This is a genomic window from Gordonia polyisoprenivorans, from assembly GCF_017654315.1.
GTDB lineage: Bacteria > Actinomycetota > Actinomycetes > Mycobacteriales > Mycobacteriaceae > Gordonia > Gordonia polyisoprenivorans_A.
Genome location: NZ_CP072203.1, coordinates 3,110,900 through 3,131,875, shown reverse-complemented (window position 1 = coordinate 3,131,875; position 20,976 = coordinate 3,110,900). Strand labels below are relative to the sequence as shown.

24 protein-coding genes are annotated in these 20,976 nt (G+C 68.2%); 3 read left to right on the top strand and 21 right to left on the bottom strand.

What is annotated here, in order from left to right; translation table 11 throughout:
- Window positions 1-69: 69 nt before the first annotated feature.
- The 3 genes from pyrH to J6U32_RS14115 form a co-directional block, all read right to left on the bottom strand.
- Entirely contained in the window at window positions 70-810 is a 741-nt protein-coding gene (gene pyrH / locus J6U32_RS14125; RefSeq protein ID WP_208790904.1) for a UMP kinase, read from the bottom strand.
- A gap of 171 nt (window positions 811-981) precedes the next feature.
- On the bottom strand, window positions 982-1,938 hold the full coding sequence (locus J6U32_RS14120) for a glucosyl-3-phosphoglycerate synthase (protein ID WP_208790903.1): 957 nt from the start codon (window positions 1,936-1,938) through the stop codon (window positions 982-984).
- Window positions 1,935-2,963 (bottom strand): alpha/beta hydrolase, encoded by a 1,029-nt coding sequence (locus tag J6U32_RS14115; RefSeq protein ID WP_208790902.1) that lies wholly within the window; start codon window positions 2,961-2,963, stop codon window positions 1,935-1,937. The genes J6U32_RS14120 and J6U32_RS14115 overlap by 4 nt, the downstream gene beginning before the upstream one ends.
- A 357-nt stretch (window positions 2,964-3,320) precedes the next feature.
- On the opposite strand from J6U32_RS14115, the gene J6U32_RS14110 reads away from it, so the two are divergent.
- Window positions 3,321-4,742, top strand: coding sequence for a condensation domain-containing protein (locus J6U32_RS14110; protein ID WP_208790901.1), 1,422 nt, complete (start codon window positions 3,321-3,323; stop codon window positions 4,740-4,742).
- Window positions 4,743-4,750: 8 nt separating this feature from the next.
- Window positions 4,751-6,466, top strand: coding sequence for a DHA2 family efflux MFS transporter permease subunit (locus J6U32_RS14105; RefSeq protein ID WP_208790900.1), 1,716 nt, complete (start codon window positions 4,751-4,753; stop codon window positions 6,464-6,466).
- Window positions 6,467-6,559: 93 nt separating this feature from the next.
- Here J6U32_RS14105 and tsf read toward each other — a convergent pair whose 3' ends face one another.
- Both tsf and rpsB read right to left on the bottom strand, forming a co-directional pair.
- The gene (tsf, locus tag J6U32_RS14100; RefSeq protein WP_208790899.1) at window positions 6,560-7,384 is read right to left on the bottom strand and encodes a translation elongation factor Ts; all 825 of its coding nucleotides are present in this window, start codon (window positions 7,382-7,384) and stop codon (window positions 6,560-6,562) included.
- Between the two features lie 64 nt (window positions 7,385-7,448).
- On the bottom strand, window positions 7,449-8,258 hold the full coding sequence (gene rpsB, locus J6U32_RS14095) for a 30S ribosomal protein S2 (protein WP_006371318.1): 810 nt from the start codon (window positions 8,256-8,258) through the stop codon (window positions 7,449-7,451).
- A gap of 320 nt (window positions 8,259-8,578) precedes the next feature.
- Between rpsB and J6U32_RS14090 the strand changes: the two genes are divergently transcribed.
- Window positions 8,579-9,157, top strand: coding sequence for a peptidoglycan DD-metalloendopeptidase family protein (locus tag J6U32_RS14090; RefSeq protein WP_208790898.1), 579 nt, complete (start codon window positions 8,579-8,581; stop codon window positions 9,155-9,157).
- Window positions 9,158-9,162: 5 nt separating this feature from the next.
- On the opposite strand, the gene J6U32_RS14085 is transcribed toward J6U32_RS14090, so the two are convergent.
- The 16 genes from J6U32_RS14085 to rpsP all read right to left on the bottom strand — a co-directional run bounded on the left by J6U32_RS14085 (window position 9,163) and on the right by rpsP (window position 20,873).
- Window positions 9,163-10,146 (bottom strand): tyrosine recombinase XerC, encoded by a 984-nt coding sequence (locus tag J6U32_RS14085; protein WP_244331956.1) that lies wholly within the window; start codon window positions 10,144-10,146, stop codon window positions 9,163-9,165.
- A 100-nt stretch (window positions 10,147-10,246) separates the two neighbouring features.
- Entirely contained in the window at window positions 10,247-11,140 is an 894-nt protein-coding gene (locus tag J6U32_RS14080) for a siderophore-interacting protein (RefSeq protein ID WP_208790897.1), read from the bottom strand.
- Between the two features lie 70 nt (window positions 11,141-11,210).
- On the bottom strand, window positions 11,211-12,338 hold the full coding sequence (gene dprA, locus J6U32_RS14075) for a DNA-processing protein DprA (RefSeq protein WP_208790896.1): 1,128 nt from the start codon (window positions 12,336-12,338) through the stop codon (window positions 11,211-11,213).
- Window positions 12,335-13,849 (bottom strand): YifB family Mg chelatase-like AAA ATPase, encoded by a 1,515-nt coding sequence (locus J6U32_RS14070; protein ID WP_208796117.1) that lies wholly within the window; start codon window positions 13,847-13,849, stop codon window positions 12,335-12,337. Before J6U32_RS14070 ends, dprA begins: the two co-directional genes overlap by 4 nt.
- A gap of 19 nt (window positions 13,850-13,868) precedes the next feature.
- Window positions 13,869-14,276: a YraN family protein gene (locus tag J6U32_RS14065; RefSeq protein WP_208790895.1), complete on the bottom strand. Its 408-nt coding sequence runs from the start codon at window positions 14,274-14,276 to the stop codon at window positions 13,869-13,871.
- A 167-nt stretch (window positions 14,277-14,443) separates the two neighbouring features.
- Window positions 14,444-14,755, bottom strand: coding sequence for a DUF2469 domain-containing protein (locus J6U32_RS14060; RefSeq protein WP_006371311.1), 312 nt, complete (start codon window positions 14,753-14,755; stop codon window positions 14,444-14,446).
- Complete coding sequence (locus tag J6U32_RS14055) at window positions 14,752-15,480, bottom strand: ribonuclease HII (RefSeq protein WP_208790894.1); 729 nt, start codon at window positions 15,478-15,480, stop codon at window positions 14,752-14,754. Before J6U32_RS14055 ends, J6U32_RS14060 begins: the two co-directional genes overlap by 4 nt.
- A 75-nt stretch (window positions 15,481-15,555) precedes the next feature.
- Window positions 15,556-16,440 (bottom strand): signal peptidase I, encoded by an 885-nt coding sequence (gene lepB, locus J6U32_RS14050; RefSeq protein ID WP_208790893.1) that lies wholly within the window; start codon window positions 16,438-16,440, stop codon window positions 15,556-15,558.
- Between the two features lie 18 nt (window positions 16,441-16,458).
- The gene (gene rplS / locus J6U32_RS14045) at window positions 16,459-16,800 is read right to left on the bottom strand and encodes a 50S ribosomal protein L19 (protein ID WP_208790892.1); all 342 of its coding nucleotides are present in this window, start codon (window positions 16,798-16,800) and stop codon (window positions 16,459-16,461) included.
- Window positions 16,801-17,009: 209 nt separating this feature from the next.
- Complete coding sequence (locus J6U32_RS14040) at window positions 17,010-18,101, bottom strand: hypothetical protein (RefSeq protein ID WP_208790891.1); 1,092 nt, start codon at window positions 18,099-18,101, stop codon at window positions 17,010-17,012.
- A gap of 7 nt (window positions 18,102-18,108) precedes the next feature.
- Complete coding sequence (locus J6U32_RS14035) at window positions 18,109-18,441, bottom strand: hypothetical protein (protein ID WP_208790890.1); 333 nt, start codon at window positions 18,439-18,441, stop codon at window positions 18,109-18,111.
- Window positions 18,438-18,812 (bottom strand): YbaB/EbfC family nucleoid-associated protein, encoded by a 375-nt coding sequence (locus J6U32_RS14030; protein ID WP_244331954.1) that lies wholly within the window; start codon window positions 18,810-18,812, stop codon window positions 18,438-18,440. The genes J6U32_RS14035 and J6U32_RS14030 overlap by 4 nt, the downstream gene beginning before the upstream one ends.
- A gap of 67 nt (window positions 18,813-18,879) precedes the next feature.
- Complete coding sequence (gene trmD / locus J6U32_RS14025) at window positions 18,880-19,578, bottom strand: tRNA (guanosine(37)-N1)-methyltransferase TrmD (protein WP_208790889.1); 699 nt, start codon at window positions 19,576-19,578, stop codon at window positions 18,880-18,882.
- Between the two features lie 16 nt (window positions 19,579-19,594).
- Complete coding sequence (gene rimM, locus J6U32_RS14020; RefSeq protein WP_208790888.1) at window positions 19,595-20,161, bottom strand: ribosome maturation factor RimM; 567 nt, start codon at window positions 20,159-20,161, stop codon at window positions 19,595-19,597.
- 14 nt (window positions 20,162-20,175) lie between these two features.
- Window positions 20,176-20,418, bottom strand: a complete 243-nt coding sequence (locus J6U32_RS14015; RefSeq protein WP_208790887.1) for an RNA-binding protein — start codon at window positions 20,416-20,418, stop codon at window positions 20,176-20,178.
- Window positions 20,415-20,873, bottom strand: coding sequence for a 30S ribosomal protein S16 (rpsP, locus tag J6U32_RS14010; protein ID WP_208790886.1), 459 nt, complete (start codon window positions 20,871-20,873; stop codon window positions 20,415-20,417). The genes J6U32_RS14015 and rpsP overlap by 4 nt, the downstream gene beginning before the upstream one ends.
- Window positions 20,874-20,976: the final 103 nt, after the last annotated feature.

The following is a 20,976-nucleotide window of genomic DNA, read 5'->3' as shown; positions in this document are numbered from 1 at the left end:
TCGTGGCGGGTCGGGCTGGATGCGGCTCGCCGGTTCGTCGGGATCGGTGGTGGGTCTGGCCTCCGCCGATCAGGTCCTCACCAGTGTCCCGATGCGCTCTCCGGCGATGGCACGCGCGATGTTCCCACGTTCCAGCAGATTGAACACCAACATCGGCATCTTGTTGTCCATGCAGAGGCTGAAGGCGGTCGCATCGGCCACCTTCAGTTCTCGGTCGAGGACCTCACGGTGGGTGATCTCGCGGAACAGCGTGGCATCGGGATCGACGCGGGGGTCGGCGCTGTAGACGCCGTCCACGGCCTTGGCCATCAGCACGACCTCGGCCTTGATCTCGAGCGCACGCTGCGCGGCGGTGGTGTCGGTGGAGAAGTAGGGCATGCCCATCCCGGCGCCGAAGATGACCACCCGGCCCTTCTCCAGATGTCGCTGCGCACGCAACGGGAGGTACGGCTCGGCCACCTGACCCATCGTGATGGCTGTCTGCACTCGGGTGGTGATTCCACGCTTCTCCAGGAAGTCCTGCAGCGCAAGGCAATTCATGACCGTACCGAGCATGCCCATGTAGTCCGAGCGCGCGCGGTCAAGGCCGCGTTGTTGCAGTTCGGCGCCACGGAAGAAGTTCCCGCCGCCGATGACCACGGCCACCTGCGCACCGGACTCGACGACCTCGGCGATCTGGTCGGCGACCGTGGCGACCACGTCGGGATCGAGGCCGACCTCTCCCCCGCCGAACATCTCGCCACCGAGCTTGAGGAGCACGCGGCCGAAGCCGCTACGTTCGGACTGTCGGGTGTCGGGGGTTTCGCTCATCAACATCCTCACTCGTCGGTTCGACTCACCATCTTATGGTCCCGTCCGTCCGAATCGGAGCGCGGCGCCACCGACCGGCAGCAAAAAGACGCGCCGGACACCCTCCACCAGCCGAGCAGAACGTCGTTGTATCACCGCTGAGCAGTCACGATGACCGTTCCGGCGTACACCTCAGCAGCCAACGGTGATGTCGATCCCGCACAGCGGCGGCCGACCGTGCACCACCGGATAGTTGCGCATCGGATCGAAACCACCCTGCCCGTCGGGTACGAACTGCGTCAACGGCTCCGTCGAATCGTCGATCCCGACACGTCGGAGGAAGGTCGCGACGATCTGTCGCGACGTGACGCCGCCCTCGCGCAGTCCGTCTTCACGGTGAGATCGCGACGCGAGCTCCACCTGGCCGATGGCGTCGATCCCGTCGCGGTGGAGTGTGTCGAGCAGGATCCCGATGTCGACACCGTCGCCGGGTGCAAACGGAATCGATGTCAACAGGTCCCGATCGGCGGCGAACTCACCGGCCAGGGGCTCGATCACCCCGGACAGCTCGGGCCTCAGCGCGGCGATCAGCTGGCGGACCATCAACTCGGTGACCCGACCGCCTCCGACCGGATCGGCGTCGTCGGCGACGAGTCTGTGGCGGTAGCCCTTGACCAGCCGCAACTCGTCGACGGTGAGCAGAGGTTCGACGAGTCGCGCGACGTCCCCCGGTTCCGGTCGCGCACCGTCGAGGACCACGACGATGTCACCGGTGGCCGCGGCCACCGAGCGCCACACGACCTCGCCCCGCCCGGGCAGGGTCGCGAGCCCCGGCAGCACCGACGGCCTGGGGATCACGCGGACGCCGGACGCCTCGCACGCGCCGCCGGCGCCGTCGGTGCCGTCGGTGCTCACCACGACCTCATCGACCAGCCGCCCGGAGTGCGACGCGAATGCGCGGAGCACCACGTCCACCGCCGCGCCATCCCCGACCACGGGCACCACCACCGAAATGGATCGGCCGGCCTTGGCTGCGACGAGGTCGTCAAGGGCGCCGGCCCGAAACGGTCGGGCGCCGTGGGGCGCGGCGAGGGACCAGGTGTTCGATTCCCACCAGGTCGCGGCGTCCTGCCCGGTCGTGATCGTCACCTCGCGAGTGCCTGCGCGAATTGCGGCCACGCGCGGTGCAACTCGTCCTGCCAGTAGGGCCAGGCGTGCGTGCCTCCCTGATAGAAGTGGAACGTCGCCGCCACGCCCAGCTGCGTCATGCGCCGCTGCAGGTTGTGGGAGCAGGCATCGGTGGCCGTTTCGATGACCGCGCCGACGGCCAGTTGCTCGGACAGTTTGGTCGCGTCGCCGTCGATACCCGGTCCGTTCAGCGTGTCGTAGCGGCCGGGCGTACCCGACCCGTTGGAGATGTAGATCGACTTGCCGCGGAATCGGTCGGCGTGGACATAGGGGTCGTTGGCCCGCCATTCGGGATCGGCGGGAGGACCCCACATATTGACCGTGTTGCCGTGTCCCCGGCCCTCGACGACCATGCGCACCGCGGCCTGTCCCACGGGGTCGCTCGTCTGCGCGCAACCACTGAACGAGCCCAGCGCCCGATACAGGTTCGGCGCGCGCAGGGCCAGTTGGAACACCGACGTCCCGGCCATCGAGATCCCTGCGATGGCGTTGCGACCATTGCCACCGAGGTCGCCGTCGATGACGGTGGGCAGCTCGGAAGTCAGGAAGGTGGCCCATTTCTGACGGCCGAGGACCGGATCGTCGCGACGCCAATCGGTGAAGTAGCTCGCCGCACCACCCATCGGGACCACCACGTTGACGTCGTCGTCGGCGAAGAAGGTGCGGATGTCGGTCTGATCGAACCAACTGCTGCCGCCGTCGCCTCCGGCCGCGCCGTTGAGCAGGTACAGCGTCGGCGCGTGCGCACTGCGTGCGGGGATCATCCGGACGTCGATGGTGCGTCGCATCGCCGGCGAGTACACGCCCACCGCGATCTCTCGAGGCGCGACGTCGTGTCGGTAGACGATGCTCGCGCCGCCCGGAGCCGCCTGTGCGGTTCCGGCGGTCGACACGACGGCTGCTGCGAGAAACACGGCCAGCACAACCACAATCGGTGTGACCCTGGGCCGGCGAATGACGCGGGGGCGGGGTATGGGCGACGGCATGAGGATTCCTCCGGTGACGGGGTCCCGCTGAACCGGAGAACACGGAACCAGAGAACGCGGGGCGTCGATGAGTGGTGCCGACCTGGCGGGTCGACGCTCGGAAGTGTGCCCGATGGCGTGAACACTTGTCCACAGTTTGACCGAAGACCAACTGAGTCATCTGACCAACTGCGATCAAATACACTGTTGTGCAGTCGGTTTGGTCGAATTGATCAACTGTGACTGGTTGCCAATGCCGCGGGACGGCTGTACTGTCACCCCACAACGTGTGTGTCCTGCAGCACTTTTCGACACGCCGCCCGATACGGGCCATTGCGTGCGTCGCACGAAATCTACTTCTCGAGAATCGAGGTTGTCGTGGTCAGTTTCGGCCTCATCGACGAATGGGAGCCCCGCATCGGTCGGCTGACCAGCTGGACGATGTCACCGACCGCGGTGGCCGCGGCCACCGGCGCGCCCATCCATCCGGTCCCGCCGTCCCATCAGCAGGAGGCCTACCTTCGTGCTGCGCAACGCAATCAGTCCGCGGGCTTCCGATTCTCCCGATTGTGCCTGCAGGCCTTCGATTTCCACTCACCGCTCGACGCCGACGCGCTGACCCGCGCCATCGACACCTTCCTACGACGCCACGACACCTTCCGCTGTTGGTTCTCCGAGGAGCCCGACGGCTCCATCGCCCGCCACGTCGTCGACCCGGCCATCATCTCGATGACCCCCACCACACACGGGGACATGGACTCGGCCACAGCGATTCGTGAACAGATCCAGAACGAGACACCGGGGCCGTTCTCGTGGGACTGCTTCACCTTCGGAGCGATCGAGTGGGAGGGCGGCTTCACCATGTACGGAGCGATCGATCACCTTGACACCGACGGTATTTCGCAGGCATTGACCTGTACCGAACTGATCACGCTGTACATGAACGAGGCCTTCGGACTCGACACCGGGCTGCCGGAGGTGGGCAGCTACATCGAGTATTGCGAGCACGAGCGCAGCGTCTCGGCCGCCCTGACACGGCAGTCTCCGCAGGTGTGCCGTTGGGTGGAGCTCCTCGAGGCCAATGGCGGTGTGCTGCCAGGATTCCCGTTGCCACTCGGTGGCGAGAGCGAGGGCCACACACGCAGCGCACTCCTGACGATGTCGGTTTTCTCCGAAGACGAGGCGCAACGTTTCGAGGACATCTGTCGCGCACACGACTCCAACATGACCGCGGGACTGATGGCGGTGGCCGCACTGGCAAGCTACGAGTTCACCGGGTGCACAGACTATCTCGGCATGACTCCGAAGAGCACCCGGGCGCCGGGACCGGCACTGAATTCGGTTGGCTGGTTCACCAGTCTGATCCCGGTGCCGATCACCGTCGGCGCCGACGCGACGTTCACCTCGATCGTCGGCCCGGCAGCCGAAAGCTACACGGCGGGTAAGGAACTCACCGATGTGTCATTGCATCGGGTACTCGAGTTGGTCGAGCACGATGACGGCATCGACGTGACACCGGGGTGGTCGGTACCGATGGTGTCCTACGTCGATGTGCGCAAACTCCCCGGCGTCGACGTCTTCGACGCCATCAACGGTTGCCTGTACGGCAATCGGGGCAGCAGCGAGGAGGTGTTCATGTGGATCAACCGATTCCGCGACCAGACGTCGATGACCTTGCTGTTCCCCGACACCGAAGAGGCGCATGTGGCGCTCCCCCGATACACCGACGCACTGCGCACGATCATGGCCACCATCGCCCGCTCCGGCGACTATCGTCCGACGGCGCTCGCGCTCACCTGATCCGGCCGATGACCGGTATCGAGCACACGAATCACCCAGCCTCACAGAACAGTTCCGCGTGTGACGCGCCCGCCCCGGTGCCGCCGCGCGGCTCGTGGTTGGCCCTCGCCGGCGCCCTGCTCGGGGTGTTCATGCAAATGCTCGACACCACCATCGTCAACATCGCACTACCCGACCTGACGGTCGAACTCGGCGCCTCGACGGCCCAGCAGTTGTTCGTCCTGAGCGTGTACACGCTCGCGTTCGCGTGCACGCTGTTGACCGCGTCCACGCTCGGCGGGCGATACGGGCGACGACGTTTGTTCATGTCCGCACTGATCGCCTTCACCGTCGCATCGGTGCTGTGCGGCGTCGCCCGCACCCCCACCGAACTCATCGTGTTCCGCGGCCTCCAGGGGATCAGTGCGGCGCTGATGTCGGCACAGACCCTGGCGCTGATCACCGCACTGTTCGCCAAGCCGCTGCATCCCCGGATCTTCGGCATCTACGGCGCGGTCGCGGGGGTGGCCGCGATGCTGGGCCCGGTCATCGGCGGCGTGCTGATCAGCGCCGACATCGCCGGCTGGGGTTGGCGCACGATCTTCTTCGTCAACGTACCGATCGGCGTCGTCGGATGTCTGCTCGCCGCCGGGCGGCTCCCCCAGATGCGCGACGGTGTGCGCGGCCGGCCCGATGTCGTCGGGGTCGTGCTGTCCAGCGCCGGATTGTTCGGTCTGCTCTATCCGCTCGCCGTCGGACGCGAGCAGGGGTGGCCACCGCAGCTGTGGGCGATGTTGGCCGGCTCGGCAGTCCTGTTGATCGCCTTCGCCTTTCACGAGCGGCGACTCACCCGAACGGGTGGCCGACCGCTGCTGCGTACCGACCTGTTCACGGCGCGCCGGTTCACCGTCGGCCTTCTGCTGTCGTTGATGTTCTTCAGCGTGTTCGCGGGGTTCTTCTTCACCGTGTCGGTGTCGACCCAATTCGGCTTGGGGTACTCGCCGCTGCGCACCGGAATGCTGGCACTGCCGTTCGCGATCGGCGCGATCGTGGGCTCGGTGTCCTCGGGTGTGCTCGCCGAACGTCTGGGCGCATCAACGGTGTTGAGCTGTGGTGCGATGGTGGTGGCCGTCGGCTTCGGCTGGCTCGCGGTGACGCTGACGCCGGACAGCGCAACCCTGTCCGTACCGGCGGTGATCGCACCGCTGCTGATCGGGGGCGCGGGTACCGGCTTGTTCGTCGCTCCCCTGCAGACCACGATCCTGGCCGACACTGCACCCGAGACGGTCGGCTCGGCATCGGGATGTGTTCCGACCGTCCAGCAGATCGGCGCGTCGATCGGCCTGGCGGTGGTCACGATGTTCTTCTTCGGCCAGGTCGCGGCCCAGTCTGCGACGGCCGTCCCGGCAGCGGGCTCGAACCTGGCAGTCTCACTCGAGACGACCTCCATCGACCCGGCCGTGCGCGGCCTCGTCGTCGACCGCTTCACGACGTGTGCTTCCGCCCAGCTGACCTCGCCGCATCCCGATCGCCCCGCTCCCGGGTGCGCGACGCAGGGCGAGAGGTCCGGAATCGTCGGCCGACTCACCGCCCAGACCGCCCCGCAGATCCACGCCGCACGTCGCGAGGTGGCCGCGCGGACCTTCGTCGGCGCGTTTCGTTCGACGCTGTGGGTGTTGGCCGCCGCTGCCGTGGTCGTGGCCGGGTTGTGTCTCGGACTGCGCCGGCCGCGGCCGGCGCGATGAGGGGCCCGCGGTGACCTTGAGCCCGACATGCACGAGGGCCCCGACCCACCGTGGTGGATCGGGGCCCTCGCGGATGGCCTCGTGACGGGTCGGTCAGGCCTGGCCGACCTCGAAGCGGGTGAAGCCCTTGACGGTCGCGCCGGCCTCGTCGAGAACGTCCTTGACGGTCTTCTTCGAGTCCTTGACGAACGGCTGGTTCACCAGGACCGCGTCCTTGAGGAAGCCCTTGAGCCGGCCCTCGACGATCTTCGGCAGAGCCTGTTCGGGCTTGCCCTCGGCCTTGGCGGTCTCCTCGGCGATACGACGCTCGTCGGCCTTGACGTCCTCGGGGACCTCGTCCTCGCTGGCGTAACGGGCCTTGAGCGCGGCAACCTGCTGCGCGGCGTTGCGCGCGGCCTCGGCTGCGGCGTCGCCCTCACCGGTGTAGGACACCAGCACGCCGACGGCCGGCGGCAGATCCGACGCACGCTTGTGCAGGTAGATCGCGACGGGACCGTCGTAGAACACGACGCGACGCAGTTCGAGCTTCTCGCCGATCTTGGCCGAGAGTGCCTGCACGGCGTCGGCGACGGTGCCGTCACCGAGCTTGGCTGCCTTGAGCTCCTCGACGTCGCTGGTCTTGGCGGCCAGCGCGGCGTCGAGCACCTGGTCGGCGAGTTCCTGGAACTCGGCGTTCTTGGCGACGAAGTCGGTCTCGGAGTTGAGCTCGATCATCGCGCCGTCCTTGGCGGCGACGAGACCCTCGGCGGTGGACCGCTCGGCACGCTTGCCGACGTCCTTGGCGCCCTTGATGCGCAGTTCCTCGACGGCCTTGTCGAAGTCGCCGTCGTTGTTCTCGAGCGCCTTCTTGCAGTCCAGCATTCCAGAGCCGGTGAGCTCGCGGAGACGCTTCACATCGGCTGCGGTGTAGTTCGCCATCGTTGGCGAGCCTCCTTAGAGAGAGTGATCGGTTACTCGGCGCGTCCCGTGGGTACGCCGGGGGTCAGGACGCCGGGGTGGCGTCGCCCTCGGCGGGCGCGGTGGCCTGGGTGAGCAGTTCCTGCTCCCACTCGGCGAGGGGTTCGCCGCTGCCGGCCTCCGGCTTGGAGTCGTCCGATGCCGCACCGGCCCGGGCCTGCACGCCCTCGGCAACCGCCGAGGCGATGACGCGGGTGAGCAGCGCGGCGCTGCGGATGGCGTCGTCGTTGCCCGGGATCGGGTAGTCGACGACGTCGGGGTCGCAGTTGGTGTCGAGGATCGCGATGACCGGGATGTTGAGCTTGCGTGCCTCACCGACAGCAATGTGCTCCTTGTTGGTGTCCACCACCCAAATGGCGGAAGGCACCTTGGCCATATCGCGGATACCACCGAGGGTCCGCTCGAGCTTGTTCTTCTCGCGGGTCAGCATCAGGATTTCTTTCTTGGTGCGACCCTCGAAGCCACCGGTCTGCTCCATGGTCTCGAGTTCCTTGAGACGCTGCAGACGCTTGTGGACGGTCTGGAAGTTGGTGAGCATGCCACCGAGCCAGCGCTGGTTGACATACGGCATGCCGACGCGGGTCGCCTCACCGGCGATCGACTCCTGCGCCTGCTTCTTGGTCCCGACGAACAGGATGGTGCCGCCGTGGGCGACGGTCTCCTTGACGAATTCGTAGGCCTTGTCGATGTAGGTCAGCGTCTGCTGCAGGTCGATGATGTAGATGCCGTTGCGGTCGGTGAAGATGAATCGCTTCATCTTCGGGTTCCAACGGCGGGTCTGATGCCCGAAGTGTGCGCCGCTGTCCAGCAGCTGCTTCATGGTCACGACAGCCATGAGGTCTCATTCCTTTGTGTCGGTTGATGCTCGGTACCGGGTGGTCCGAACCCTGGCGCCCGCATCCGCGCGGAACCCGGGGGTACCGGGACCGCCCACGCGGAAGGTTGTCGATCTCCACCACGACGGGAGGCGATCTGGTGACGAGCGCGCGAAGTCACCCCGCCGTCGGCGAGGTGCCCGATCAGCATACGCGTACGCCCAGCACAGCTCCAAAATCCGACCTGCGCAGCTCTGCGGAATCGCGGCCGTGCAACCGTTCCGCGGAATTCGTTCGGCCCGAAGGGAGCGGATCGTCGGTGCGCTGCGTCTGATCTGTCATGACCATTCTCCTGCGCCTTCGGCGCCCCCTCGTCATCGGCATGGTCGAACTCGCCGTTGTCGTGTCGTTGCTGGTGGCGGTGCCCGCGCTCGTCGGCGCACAGCCGATGTCCGCGGCGACTGTCGCCACGCCACCGGGTTCGCGGTACTCGGCGCCGCTGCCGCCCCGGCCGACGGTGGTCCGCGGGTTCGACGAACCGACCCAACGCTGGCAGCCCGGGCACCGTGGAATCGATCTCGCCACCACCTCCGGCGCCGCGGCTCTGGCCGCGGGTGACGGGATCGTCCGCTTCGCCGGGGTCGTGGCGGGCAAACCGACGGTGTCGATCGAGCACGACGACGGGATCATCACCACCTACGAGCCGGTCCGCGCCGGCGTGCGTCGGGGTGTCCGGGTGCGTCGCGGACAGGTGATCGGGACGATCGAGGCGGGCCACCCAGAGTGTGAGGCTGCGGCGTGCTTGCATTGGGGAGCACGACGCGGGAGCGGCCGCGCCGCGGATTATCTCAACCCGCTGGCACTCCTCGGCGCGATACAGGTGCGACTCAAACCGCTCGAGGGGCTGCTGTCACCGTGAGCGACTCACGCGCGGGGGTGGGCCTGCCGATGAGCGGCACGCAGGCGTTCGACGCTGACGTGGGTGTAGAGCTGGGTGGTGGCGAGCGAGGAGTGGCCCAGCAGCTCCTGCACCACCCGCAGGTCGGCGCCACCCTCGAGCAGATGCGTTGCGGCGCTGTGGCGCAAGCCGTGCGGGCCCATCCGCGGTCCGTCGATCGCGGCCACGGCCGTGGCCACCACGGTCCTCGCCGTGCGCTGGTTCAGGCGTCCGCCCCGCGCACCGAGCAGCAGCGCCGCACCCGAGCCGTCGGTGGCCAGGCGGGGGCGACCGCGGGACAGCCAGGCCTGTACGGCATGGTCGGCGGGTAACCCGAACGGAACGGTCCGCTGCTTGTCGCCCTTGCCGATCACCCGCAGGACGCGGCGACCGGTGTCGACGTCGTCGAGGTCGAGTCCGCACAACTCGCCGACGCGAATCCCGCTGCCGTAGAGCAACTCCAGGATGACCCGGTCGCGCAGGGCGATCGGTCCGACGTCGTCGCCCTCGGCGGCCGAGTCACCGGTGGGCGCCGACGAGGCCGCGGACACCGCGGCCGCGGCTTGCTCGGCGGTCAGCACCGCGGGCAGGGTGCGGTGCGCCCGAGGCGCCTGCAGGCGGCTCGACGGATCACTCGCGAACAGACCTTCGCGAACGGCCCACGCGCAGAAGGCCTTCGCCGAGGACACCTGACGGGCAACGGTGGTGCGCGCGGCGCCGCGACGCGTGTGTTCGGCCAGCCACGCGCGCAGTAGGCCGAGATCGATCGCCGAGATCGACGCGCCACGCGCTCCGGCGAAACTGATCAGTCCGCGAACGTCACCGGTGTAGGCGCGGATCGTGTGTTCGCTGTGCCCCTTCTCGAATCGCAGATACTCGGCGAAGTCGGCCAGCACCGTGGGTCCGCGTCCGCCGTCGGCGCCCGCACCGTCGACGGCTCCCGACCCATCGATGCCGTCTGCCTCGCTCATGCCCCGAGCACATCGCCCGACCGCCGATCCGGCAACCACACACGCCGTGTCGTTGCCGGATCGGTACGGCCGGACCCGATCGTGACGGGTCGAGGTTGCCTCAACGGACGAGGTTGCGCACCCGTTGTCCGAGCCCCGGCTTCTCGGCGCCTTCCTCGGTCTCGCGGAGTTCGGCCTTCCACTGCCGGAATCCCTCCTCGGTACGGCCGCGTCGCCAGTACCCGGAGATCGATGCGTTGGCCGCGCTCACCCCGCGCTCCTTGCGGACATAGGCGCGCAGGTTGTGCATGACGGCCTGCGCCTCTCCGTGGATGAACACCTGCGGCTCTCCCTCGAGCCAGGCTGTCTCCCGGACCGCGGCGACGAGCGGCGCGTTGTCACCGGCCTTGTCCTCGCCGACCTCACCTGCCCCGCCACCGCGATGCAGCCAGGTGATCTCGGCACCGGCGGGTGCGCTCAACTCGAGTTCATCGTCGGGACCGGCGACCTCGATGAAGACCTTGGCCACGGCATCGGACGGCAGTGCCTCGAGTGCCGCGGCGACGGCGGGCAGCCCCGCCTCGTCACAGGCGAGCAGGTGCCACGGTGCGGCCGGATCGGGGTGATATCCGCTTCCCGGGCCGAGGAAGTGGACGGTGGTACCAGGGTCGACACTCGCCGCCCAGGGCCCGGCGAGGCCCTCGTCGCCGTGCACGACGAAGTCGATGAGCAGTTCTCGACGCTCGGCGTCGACCTTACGCACGGTATAGGTCCGCAGCGTGGGTTGTTGTTCGGGCGGAAGCGATCTCGATGCCCGAGGGTCGAAGTCGTCGGGGAACTCCACCCCCTCGGGCATGAAGATCAGCTTGACGTACATGTCCGTCTCGGCGCGTCCGTCCTTGCCGACGGCGGGCACGAAGTCGTCGAATCCGTCTCCCCCGAGAAACAGTCGCACCATGTGCGGGGTGATCTGTTCACGCCGCAGGACCGTCATCGTGTTCACTCGCTTGGCCATGGGACCTCCTTCACCCGAACCACAGTACGCCGGGTTAGGTCAACCTAACCTGTGGGTCCGAGTGAGGACGTCAGGCCAGGCGCCACCCGCTGCCCTCCATGGCCACCAGACCACCGAGTTCCAGCACGGCAAGCGCCGCCCGGACCTCGCCGATCTCCACGCCTGCCGAGAACACCACCTCCTCGACCGTGACTGCGCCGCGACCCGGCAGCGCATCGTGGACGCGCTGTTGTACCGGCGTGAGTCCATCGGTGCTGCGTGGTGATCCCCGGTCGGCGACTCCCCCGCCGTCGGGGGCCGCCATCGTCCGCACGGCGGCACCATCGGCCACGAGTGCGGCGCGTCCGTCGGCGATCAGCTCGTGACAGCCGACCGAGGTCGCCGAGGTCACCGGCCCCGGCACCGCACCGAGCGGCCGCCCGAGTTTCACCGCCCACGCGGCCGTGCTCACCGCACCGGAGCGAGCACCCGCCTCGACCACCACCACGGCGTTGGACAAGGCGGCGACGAGCCGATTGCGGGTGAGGAATCGGTGACGGGCCGCGGTGGTGTGCGGCGGGTACTCGGAGACGATGACGCCGCGGTCGGCGATCTCGGCGAGCAGCCGGGAGTGCGCTGCGGGATAGTCGCGGTCGATGCCGCATGCGAGCACCGCCATCGTCGCGCCGCCACTGGCGAGCGCCGCGCGATGGGCCACCCCGTCGATCCCGAACGCGGCACCGGAGACGATGGCCCATCCGTGCTCGACGAGTTCCTCGGCGAGCAGGCCGGTGACGTGCTCGCCGTAGGACGAGGCGGCACGCGATCCCACGAGGGCGATCGAGGCCGCCGCGAGATCGTCCAGCCGGGCCGGGCCGCGCGCCCACAGCGCCAGCGGCATCCCTCCGCGTTCACCGGTGTCGGCGTTCGCCAGCGCCAGCAGCGAGAACCCCGGCCATTCGTCGTCGTCCGGGGTCACCAGCCGCGCACCGCATTTCTCGGCGACCGCCAGGTCCGACTCCGAGCGGTCGTCGCCGGCACGCGCCTGCGTCGCCTTGAGCACGGCCTCGTGCCCGCGCGGCACCTGCCCGCGCGCGACGGCCGCCGCGGCCTCGAGGACACCGATCTCGGCGACCAGTGCCGTCAGCGGCACACACGGCGGTTCGGCGACGCGGGCCAGATAGGCCCACGCGCGTCGTTCGGATTCGGTCGTCGTCATCGATAGCTCCCCCGATCGCGGTAGAGAAGTGCTTGGGCCACTTCGGTTTCGGTGGGCACCGTGCCCCCTGCCAGGTCGGTCAGCGTCCAGGCCAGCCGCAGCGCGCGATCTGCGCCGCGCGCGGTGAGTCGCCCCTCGCGCAAGCTCAGGTCCACCGGCCGAACGACCTTGGGCGGCAGCCGGAAACGCCTGCGCAACGCCGGCCCGGGTACCTCGGCATTGGTGCGCCAACCGAATTCGCGCCACCGCTCGGCAGCGGCGCCGCGTGCAGCGGTGACCCGCGCGCGGATGTCGGCGCTCGACTCACCGGTCTCGGTGGCCAGCGCGACGTTGCCGGGCGGATCCATCCGCACCCGGATGTCGACGCGATCCATCAGCGGTCCCGACAGTTTGCCCAGATAGCGCCGTCGGACCACCGCACTACAGATGCATTGCACATCCCGCGTCGGTGCGCACGGACACGGGTTGGCAGCCAGGATCAGCTGGAACCGCGCGGGATAGACGGCCACCCCGTCGCGCCGCGGCACCTTGACCACCCCCTCCTCGACCGGTTGGCGCAGGGAATCGAGAACTTTCGGACCCATCTCGGCGCACTCGTCGAGGAACAGCACCCCGCGGTGGGCCAACGACACCGCCCCCGGTCGCGCCATCCCGGTCCCGCCACCGAGCAGCGCGGTGGTCGTCGTCGTGTGATGCGGATCGATGAACGGCGGCGCACTGACCAACGGCGACCCCGGCGAAAGCACCCCCGCGATCGAATGGATCGCGGTCACCTCCAGCGACTCCTCGTCGTCCAGTGGCGGCAGGATCCCCGGCAACCGCCGCGCCAGCATCGTCTTCCCGATCCCGGGCGGCCCCGTCATCAACACGTGATGGCTTCCGGCAGCGGCGATCTCGAGCGCATGCCGCGCCTGCGCCTGGCCCACCACATCGACCATGTCGGCAACCGCGGCCACCGGCGGCGGCACCGCATTCTCATCGACCGTGTCGAGCACGAACGACCCCGCCAGCCACCGCACCACCTCCCCCAACGTGCGCGCCCCACCGACCTCGATCCCCGACACCAACGACGCCTCAGCCACCGTCGCCAACGGCACCACCGCCCGCGCAAACCCCGCATTCCGCGCCTCGATCACCGCGGGCAACACCCCGGCCACCGGCCGAATCCCGCCGTCGAGCGCCAACTCCCCCAACATCACCGTCGAGGACAACTTCACCGGCGAAACCTGGTCACGCGCAGCCAGAATCGCCACCGCGATCGCCAGATCATGCGCCGAGCCACGCTTGGGCATCGTCGCCGGCGACAGATTGACCGTCACCTTCAGATCCGGAAACGTGAACCCCGAGTTGGTGATCGCCGCCCGAATCCGATCCCGGCCCTCCCGCAACAACGCATCGACGTTACCGCCGATCGCAAACGACGGAAGCCCTTGCCCCACATTGGCCTGCACCTCGACCTGCTTGGCCTCGAACGCATTCAAACCCACCGAATGCGTGCGCCCCAACGACATACGCGCCGGCACCAGATCCTCACTCGGTGATACCGACATGATGGCGCACCTCCGCCCGCTCCATCGCCGACGGATTCGACCGATCCAATTGCACCGAGATGACGTCGAACCGAATGCCCGGCCACCACATCTTCTGCTGCGCCAACCACATCCGCGTCAACTTACGCATCCGCGCCAACTTGTCGGCCGTCACCGCCGCCACCGGGTCGGCGAAGACCCGCGACGCCCGCGTCTTGACCTCCACCACCACCAACCGACGTCCGTCGAAGGCGATCAGATCCAACTCGCCGTAACGATTACGCCAATTGCGTTCCAGGATCGACCAACCCAACTCGGTCACGAACTCGGCCGCCCGATCCTCACCGAGCCGGGCCACCTCCGCCCGCCCCAGACGACCACCCCGGGCTCTCACAGGTTCCGCTGTCATGACGACAACGATCGCCCCTCACACCCACACCACCGGCCCCCACGGCCCACAACACCCCCACCACCGTGCACACGGCGAAAACTGTGGAGAAAATCAGGCAGGAAAAACCCCACCACGAGGCGACGTCAGATCGAGCATCGGCTCGCAGACGGCGGTCACAGCCGGGCTCAGGGCTCGTCGGGCAACCGCAGCTCGGGCTTCTCGAGTTCCTCGATGTTGACGTCCTTGAAGGTGAGCACACGCACCTGCTTGACGAACCGGGCCGGACGGTACATGTCCCATACCCAGGCATCGCTCATGCGGAGCTCGAAGTAGACCTCGCCCTCGGCGTTGCGGGGCACCAGTTCGACGGCGTTCGCAAGATAGAAGCGGCGCTCGGTCTCGACCACGTAGGTGAATTGGCCGACGATGTCCTTGTACTCGCGATACAGGGACAACTCCATCTCGGTCTCGTACTTCTCGAGATCCTCAGCGCTCATCCTGTAAGCCTATCGCGGGACGCGTGGTCGTCGGCGTCGGGCGCGACCGCGCCGACACCGGGCTCACCGGTGTCGAGCAGCCGCCGCGACGCGACGTTGCGGTAGGACATCCGGTGTTGCGCAGAAGGTCCGAGTCGGTCGAGACAGGACATGTGTAGCGCGGTGCTGTAGCCCTTGTGGACGGCGAACGAGTAGCCGGGCACCTCGCCGTCCATCGCGACCATGATGCGGTCACGGGTCACCTTCGCCAGGATGCTGGCCGCGGCGATACACGCGGCCGCACCGTCGCCGCCGATGACGGGGAGCGAGGGCACCGTCAACCCGGGCACCGGGAAGCCGTCGGAGAGTACATATCCCGGAACGACGTCGAGCCCGGCGACCGCACGGCGCATCCCCTCGATGTTGGCGACGTGAATGCCGATCCGGTCGATCTCGTGGGCCTCGATGACCACCACCGACCACGACTCGGCGTAGCGGGTGACCGCACGATAAAGCTTCTCGCGCGCCGCCTCGGTCAGCTTCTTGGAGTCGTCGAGCTCGGCCAGCGAGGCGAGCTGGGTGGGCCGCAACACGCATGCGGCGACGACCAGCGGCCCGGCACATGCGCCGCGCCCGGCTTCGTCGACTCCGGCGACCGGCCCGAGCCCGCTGCGGTGCAGGGTGAACTCGTAGGTCCGCAGAGCCGCGGCGCGACGGACCGGGAATCGTGGTGGCCACCGGCTCATCGCGTCACCCCGCAGGCCGACATCGACACGGGTGACGCCGATCGGACGGGTACGTCGCTGATCATGGCGTGCCGCTCACTGCTGCGGGTCGACCGAGCCCACACCGCCCATCCGGGAGAACGGGTAGATGATGAACTGCGTCTTGCCGCGGATGTCGTCGACCGGGACCGTGCCATCACTGCTCGCGGTGATGTGATAGCGCGAATCCGAGGATCGGGTGCGATTGTCGCCCATCACGAACACGCTGTTCTTGGGCACGGTGATCGGACCGAAATCCTTGCCCAGGCAGCTGTTGAGCTTGCCGTCATCGCCGATCGCGCTCGGCGTGGCGGTGCCGTTGGCGAGATTCTGCTGCTGCAGCGCCATGTTGACGTAGGGCTCCTTGAGAGCCTTGCCGTTGACCTTCACACCGACGCCCTCGCTGTTGCGGCATTCGATGGTCTGGCCGCCCACGGCGATGATGCGCTTGACGTAGTCGTTCTCGTCCGGTGGTGCAAAGCCGAACCAGGACAATGCATCCTGCAGATGGTGCACCACCGGATTCGAGGAACGCGGCGAGACCCAGCCGTCCTCCCCCCACGAATCGGGGACCTTGAAGACGACGACGTCGCCGGGCTTGGGGTCCCCGAACGTGTAGGAGAGTTTGTCGACGAAGATCCGGTCGTTGGAGCAGCCGGTGCACCCGATGAGGGTGGGCTCCATCGACTCGGAAGGGATGACGTACTGACGACCGATGAAGGTCTGCAAAATCCAGCTGATCAGCAGGACGCAGGCGACGATGATGATCGTCTCCCGCAGCAACGAGCCCTTCTTCTTCTCGGGCTTGTCGCTCGTGGTCCGCCACGGCCGCGAGGTACGCGAACCGTCATCGTCGGAGGGATCGGCGCTGCCCGACGGATCGGTGCTGCCGGCGCCGTGGGCGCGGTCGTCCCCGGCGCCGTCGCGATAGGTGTCAGCCACGTCGTCAGGGTAGACGCGTCAGCGCTTTTCCTTGATCTTGGCTGCCTTGCCGCGGAGATCGCGCAGGTAGTACAGCTTCGCGCGGCGCACGTCACCGCGGGTGAGAACGTCGATCTTGGCGATGGTGGGGCTGTGCACCGGGAAGGTACGCTCCACGCCGACACCGAAGGAGACCTTGCGGACGGTGAAGGTCTCGCGGATGCCACCGCCCTGGCGACGGATGACGACGCCCTTGAAGACCTGGACGCGCTCCTTGCTGCCCTCGATGACCTTGACGTGGACGTCAAGGGTGTCACCGGGACCGAATACGGGGATGTCGTCGCGCAACGACTGCTTGTCGATGGTGTCCAGGATGTTCATGTGTCGTGGTCCTTATTCTGGCGTGGCGTGAACAGAGGAACCTGGCGGCCCACCCTGCTCCCCCGGGGATCACCCGAGGTCAGGAGTGTGGTTCGACCGGTTCGTGCTCCGAGTCATGGTGTGTGCCCGGATGGACGTCCGCTGGGGACATCGGCATCAGGCAACCCGACTATTGTGCCAGACGACCCCCGGCCCGACGAAATCGCCGGTCACGGCCCGGTGGCACCGCGCGACGACCGCGACGCGGTGGCGACCAGCGCGGCTCCCGACGCCGCGATCACCGCTCGGGAGTGCGCCGACGGAGGTGACGCGGTGGCGACCGCCAGCGGGATGACACCGGAGTTCTGCATGTGGTGTAACAGCGCGATCTCCGGGGCACGCCCGTCGCCGACGAGTTCCTCACCGGTCCGTATCGACATGCCCCGACGCAGGTAGGGCACCGGGTCGCTGGTTCCGATCACCACCATCCGACCGGTCTCCGGGTGCTCCCCCACCCCCACGGCGATCTGCACCCACGATCCGACGGCACCGGGCAGTGACGCCTGGACGGCTGCCGCCCGGCGGGCGAGCGCGTCATACTCGGCGCGCGTCAGTTCGGGAGGCTCGCCGGGCTCCGCGTCATGGTCGGATCGTGCGCCGGCCGCGACACGCCGGACCGCGGCACCTGCGCCCGCCCCTGCGCCGGCGGCGGCCGCGCCGAGTCCGGCGAAGCCGCCCATCGGCATCATCCCGCTCGTGGCGGCGGCGCTGCCGGCCCGGTCGTCGGTGTGATCACCGGCGCCCGACGCCACCGGGTCGGATCGCTCGAGGGTGAGTGCCCCGGACTGTTCGGTGTATTCGTCGCCGGCTGCCGTCAGTGCCATCCGACCGGCACTCGCCGCCCGTACGGCCGGTGTGTCGTCGCCGAGCGACGCCGCGAGCGCACCGATCATCCGGTCGCGGTCGGTGATCGCCGTGACCAACTCGACCCGCAGACGTGCCGTGGCGGTCAGGTCGGCGAACGCCTCGACGGTATCGGCGGCGGAAGCCACTGCTCGCGCGGTCGTGGTCAGCACGGCGTCCTCGCCGCCGACGAGGCGATCGCATCCGTCGAGAATCGCCCGGGTGAAGCGGCCGGCCCCACCCTCGACGTCGCGAAAGGCGGTGGCGAGGTCGGCCGCGATGTGTTCGAGACGCCCGCGCAGCACGGCCAGCGAGGACACGACCTCACGCAGGGCCGCGTCGTCGCTGGTGGGCCAGCATCCGGGAACGAGGCTCTCGGCCAGCGCGCGGGTGTCACCGCTCGACGGTTGCCCGCTCATCGCACCGTCATCGCTGCCGCCCACGAGTGTCGAGCCCGCGCGCCGCGCGATCGTCGGTGTCGACGAGGTCGCGCGTGCCCGCGTCGATCAACGCCGCGTGGTCGGTGACGTCGCGGACGGCACTCGCCACCGTCCCGGCGAGTGTGCTCACCGCGTCGGCGAATCCGCTGCGGAACCGCAGCGCGCCGGGATCGTCGCCGAGTGCCGAATCGAGGTGCGCCAGTATCGATTCGAGGTCGGCTCCTAGTTGGTCGAGGTGGCGGGCCGCGGTGGTCAGTGCGGCTTGCAGCGTGCCGGTGACGTCGGTGTCGACGTCGATACCGTGCGGGTCGGCGGTCATCGGGCGGACGGCTCGATGTCGGTGAGGGCAGGCGTGACCGCCGTCGCGGCGGTGAGTAGTTGTGCGCGTTGGGTGCGCAAGGTGCCATCGGCGTCGGCGACGAGTCCGGTGATCAGCTGCGCGAGTTGCTCTCCCCGATAACGACGCATCGCCGATGGGGTGATGTCGAGTTCGATCAGCACGCCGCGCGCATCGACGGTCACCGACACCGCGCGGTCCGGGCTGGTCGCCGTGGCGGTCAGCCCGGCGACGGCCTCGGCCACCCGCTGCACCTCGCCGCGCTGCCGGTCGACCTCATCGAGCATGTCTGCCCAGCGCGCACTGATCATTCGACTGTTGCCGGAATCCCCCACCGTCGCCTCCCCACTCACGCGGATCGGTCGATCATATCCCCCGAATCCGACATCGGCGGGGCGGGAATCCACAGGCCTGGACGGGTCAGGGATCGGGGTGATCGGCACCCGACAACAGGTCGGGGCGGCGCTCTCGGGTGCGCTGCATCGACTGCTGGTGACGCCAGGCCGCCACCTTCGCGTGGTCGCCGGAGAGCAGGACCGGTGGCACCGGAAGGTCCCGCCAGATCTCGGGCCGCGTGTAGCTGGGGCCCTCGAGCAGGCCGTCGGAAAACGAATCCTCTTGATGGGAGCGGGGATTGCCGAGGACACCGGGTATCAGCCGGACGGTGGCCTCGATCATCGCCATCGCGGCCACCTCCCCACCGATCAGCACGAAGTCGCCGAGTGAGACCTCCTCGACGCGCACGCGGCGCGCCGCATCATCGAAGACCCGCTGGTCGATGCCCTCGTAACGTCCGCACGCGAACACCAGATGCGCGTGCTTGCTCCAGCGACGAGCGGCGGACTGATCGAACGGCACACCGGCCGGGGTGGGGACGACGAGCAGCGCGTCGTCGGGGCACACCTCGTCCAGACACGGACCCCACACCTCGGGTTTCATGACCATGCCGGGACCCCCGCCGTACGGCGAGTCGTCGACACTGCGGTGGACGTCGTGTGCCCACGCGCGTAGATCGTGCACTCCGAGCTCGATGATGCCCCGCTCGATTGCCTTGCCCAACAACGCAACCCGAAGTGGCTCGAGATACTCGGGAAAAATGCTGACGACGTCTATGCGCACGCGGGCGATTCCTTGCTCACCGAGCCGGGTCCTCGGCGTCGTCGTCACTGCCGGTGTCACCGTCACCGTCACCGTCGTCGATCAGGCCGGGCGGCGGGTCGATCTCGATGCCCTCGAGGGTCACCGTCGGCACGATCTCCCGGACGAACGGGATGAGAATCTCCCGATCGGCGTCGGTGCGAACGACCAGGATGTCGTTGGCCGGCAGGTGCAGAACGGAATCGACGACACCCACGGCAACACCGTCGATCGTCGAGATCGCGACGCCCTCGAGCTCGTGGTCGTAGAAGGCGTCGGGGTCGTCGCCCGAATCGACCTGCGAGCTGTCGATGAGGAACAGCGTGCCACGCAGGGCATCGGCGGCCGACCGATCGGTCACCTCGGCCAGCGACAGCAACAGCCGCCCGGAATGTTCCCGGGCGGCTGTCACCGTGAAAGTGCGCTCGCCTGCGCCTCGCGGCAGTCGGCCGAGCAGGGTCGTCCCGCGCGCGAACCGCTCCTGCGGCTCATCGGTGCGGACGTCGACGACGAGTTCGCCGCGAATACCGTGCGACTTGGCCACACGGCCCACCACGAGCTCCATCGGGCTCGGAGAGATCAGCGGTCGGTGTCGACGATGTCGACACGCATCCCGCGCCCACCGATACCCGAGACGAGGGTACGCAGCGCAGTCGCGGTACGGCCGTTGCGGCCGATGACCTTGCCGAGATCCTCGGGGTTCACGTGAACCTCGACCATGCGGCCACGACGACCGGTGATCAGCTCGACGCGAACGTCATCGGGGTTGGTGACGATGCCGCGGACCAGATGCTCCACCGCATCGGCGACGACAGCGCTCACGCCTGGGCCTTGTCCTCGGCGGCGGAGGCGTCGTCAGCGGCCTCGGCCGGTGCGTCGTCCTTCTTGGGGGCGGCCTTCTTCTTCGGGGTGGTCGCCTCGGCGACGGGCTCGCTGTCGGCGGCGGCGAGCGCAGCGTTGAACAGGTCGAGCTTGGAGGTCTTGGGCTCGGCGACCTTCAGAGTGCCCTCGGCGCCCGGGAGGCCCTTGAACTTCTGCCAGTCACCGGTCACCTTGAGGATGGCGGCCACGGGCTCGGTCGGCTGCGCACCGACGCCGAGCCAGTACTGGGCGCGCTCGGAGTCGACCTCAATGAGGCTCGGCTCTTCCTTCGGGTGGTACTTGCCGATGGTCTCGATGGCGCGGCCGTTACGGCGGGTGCGCGCGTCGGCGACGACGATGCGGTACTGGGGATTGCGGATCTTGCCGAGCCGCGTGAGCTTGATCTTGACAGCCATGTCTTCATCTTTCGTGTGGTCACTGCGCAATTCAGCGACCCCACCGGTTGTGGGGCCCGGTTTTGCGATCTGTCTCGGTGTGACCGTCGGGCGGTGCGTGACC

What these genes read in the sequence shown, in the direction of transcription:
- J6U32_RS14070 (WP_208796117.1), bottom strand. Translation starts at nt 13,849, where the DNA reads ATGTCGTTGGGGCGCACGCATTCGGTGGGTTTGAATGCGTTCGAGGCC.
- J6U32_RS14105 (WP_208790900.1), top strand. Translation starts at nt 4,751, where the DNA reads ATGACCGGTATCGAGCACACGAATCACCCAGCCTCACAGAACAGTTCC.
- rimM (WP_208790888.1), bottom strand. Translation starts at nt 20,161, where the DNA reads ATGGAGCTCGTGGTGGGCCGTGTGGCCAAGTCGCACGGTATTCGCGGC.
- J6U32_RS14080 (WP_208790897.1), bottom strand. Translation starts at nt 11,140, where the DNA reads ATGGCCAAGCGAGTGAACACGATGACGGTCCTGCGGCGTGAACAGATC.
- J6U32_RS14085 (WP_244331956.1), bottom strand. Translation starts at nt 10,146, where the DNA reads ATGAGCGAGGCAGACGGCATCGATGGGTCGGGAGCCGTCGACGGTGCG.
- J6U32_RS14035 (WP_208790890.1), bottom strand. Translation starts at nt 18,441, where the DNA reads ATGACCGCCGACCCGCACGGTATCGACGTCGACACCGACGTCACCGGC.
- J6U32_RS14055 (WP_208790894.1), bottom strand. Translation starts at nt 15,480, where the DNA reads ATGAGCCGGTGGCCACCACGATTCCCGGTCCGTCGCGCCGCGGCTCTG.
- J6U32_RS14090 (WP_208790898.1), top strand. Translation starts at nt 8,579, where the DNA reads ATGACCATTCTCCTGCGCCTTCGGCGCCCCCTCGTCATCGGCATGGTC.
- pyrH (WP_208790904.1), bottom strand. Translation starts at nt 810, where the DNA reads ATGAGCGAAACCCCCGACACCCGACAGTCCGAACGTAGCGGCTTCGGC.
- rpsP (WP_208790886.1), bottom strand. Translation starts at nt 20,873, where the DNA reads ATGGCTGTCAAGATCAAGCTCACGCGGCTCGGCAAGATCCGCAATCCC.
- tsf (WP_208790899.1), bottom strand. Translation starts at nt 7,384, where the DNA reads ATGGCGAACTACACCGCAGCCGATGTGAAGCGTCTCCGCGAGCTCACC.
- dprA (WP_208790896.1), bottom strand. Translation starts at nt 12,338, where the DNA reads ATGACGACGACCGAATCCGAACGACGCGCGTGGGCCTATCTGGCCCGC.
- J6U32_RS14115 (WP_208790902.1), bottom strand. Translation starts at nt 2,963, where the DNA reads ATGCCGTCGCCCATACCCCGCCCCCGCGTCATTCGCCGGCCCAGGGTC.
- J6U32_RS14065 (WP_208790895.1), bottom strand. Translation starts at nt 14,276, where the DNA reads ATGACAGCGGAACCTGTGAGAGCCCGGGGTGGTCGTCTGGGGCGGGCG.
- J6U32_RS14040 (WP_208790891.1), bottom strand. Translation starts at nt 18,101, where the DNA reads ATGAGCGGGCAACCGTCGAGCGGTGACACCCGCGCGCTGGCCGAGAGC.
- rpsB (WP_006371318.1), bottom strand. Translation starts at nt 8,258, where the DNA reads ATGGCTGTCGTGACCATGAAGCAGCTGCTGGACAGCGGCGCACACTTC.
- J6U32_RS14060 (WP_006371311.1), bottom strand. Translation starts at nt 14,755, where the DNA reads ATGAGCGCTGAGGATCTCGAGAAGTACGAGACCGAGATGGAGTTGTCC.
- rplS (WP_208790892.1), bottom strand. Translation starts at nt 16,800, where the DNA reads ATGAACATCCTGGACACCATCGACAAGCAGTCGTTGCGCGACGACATC.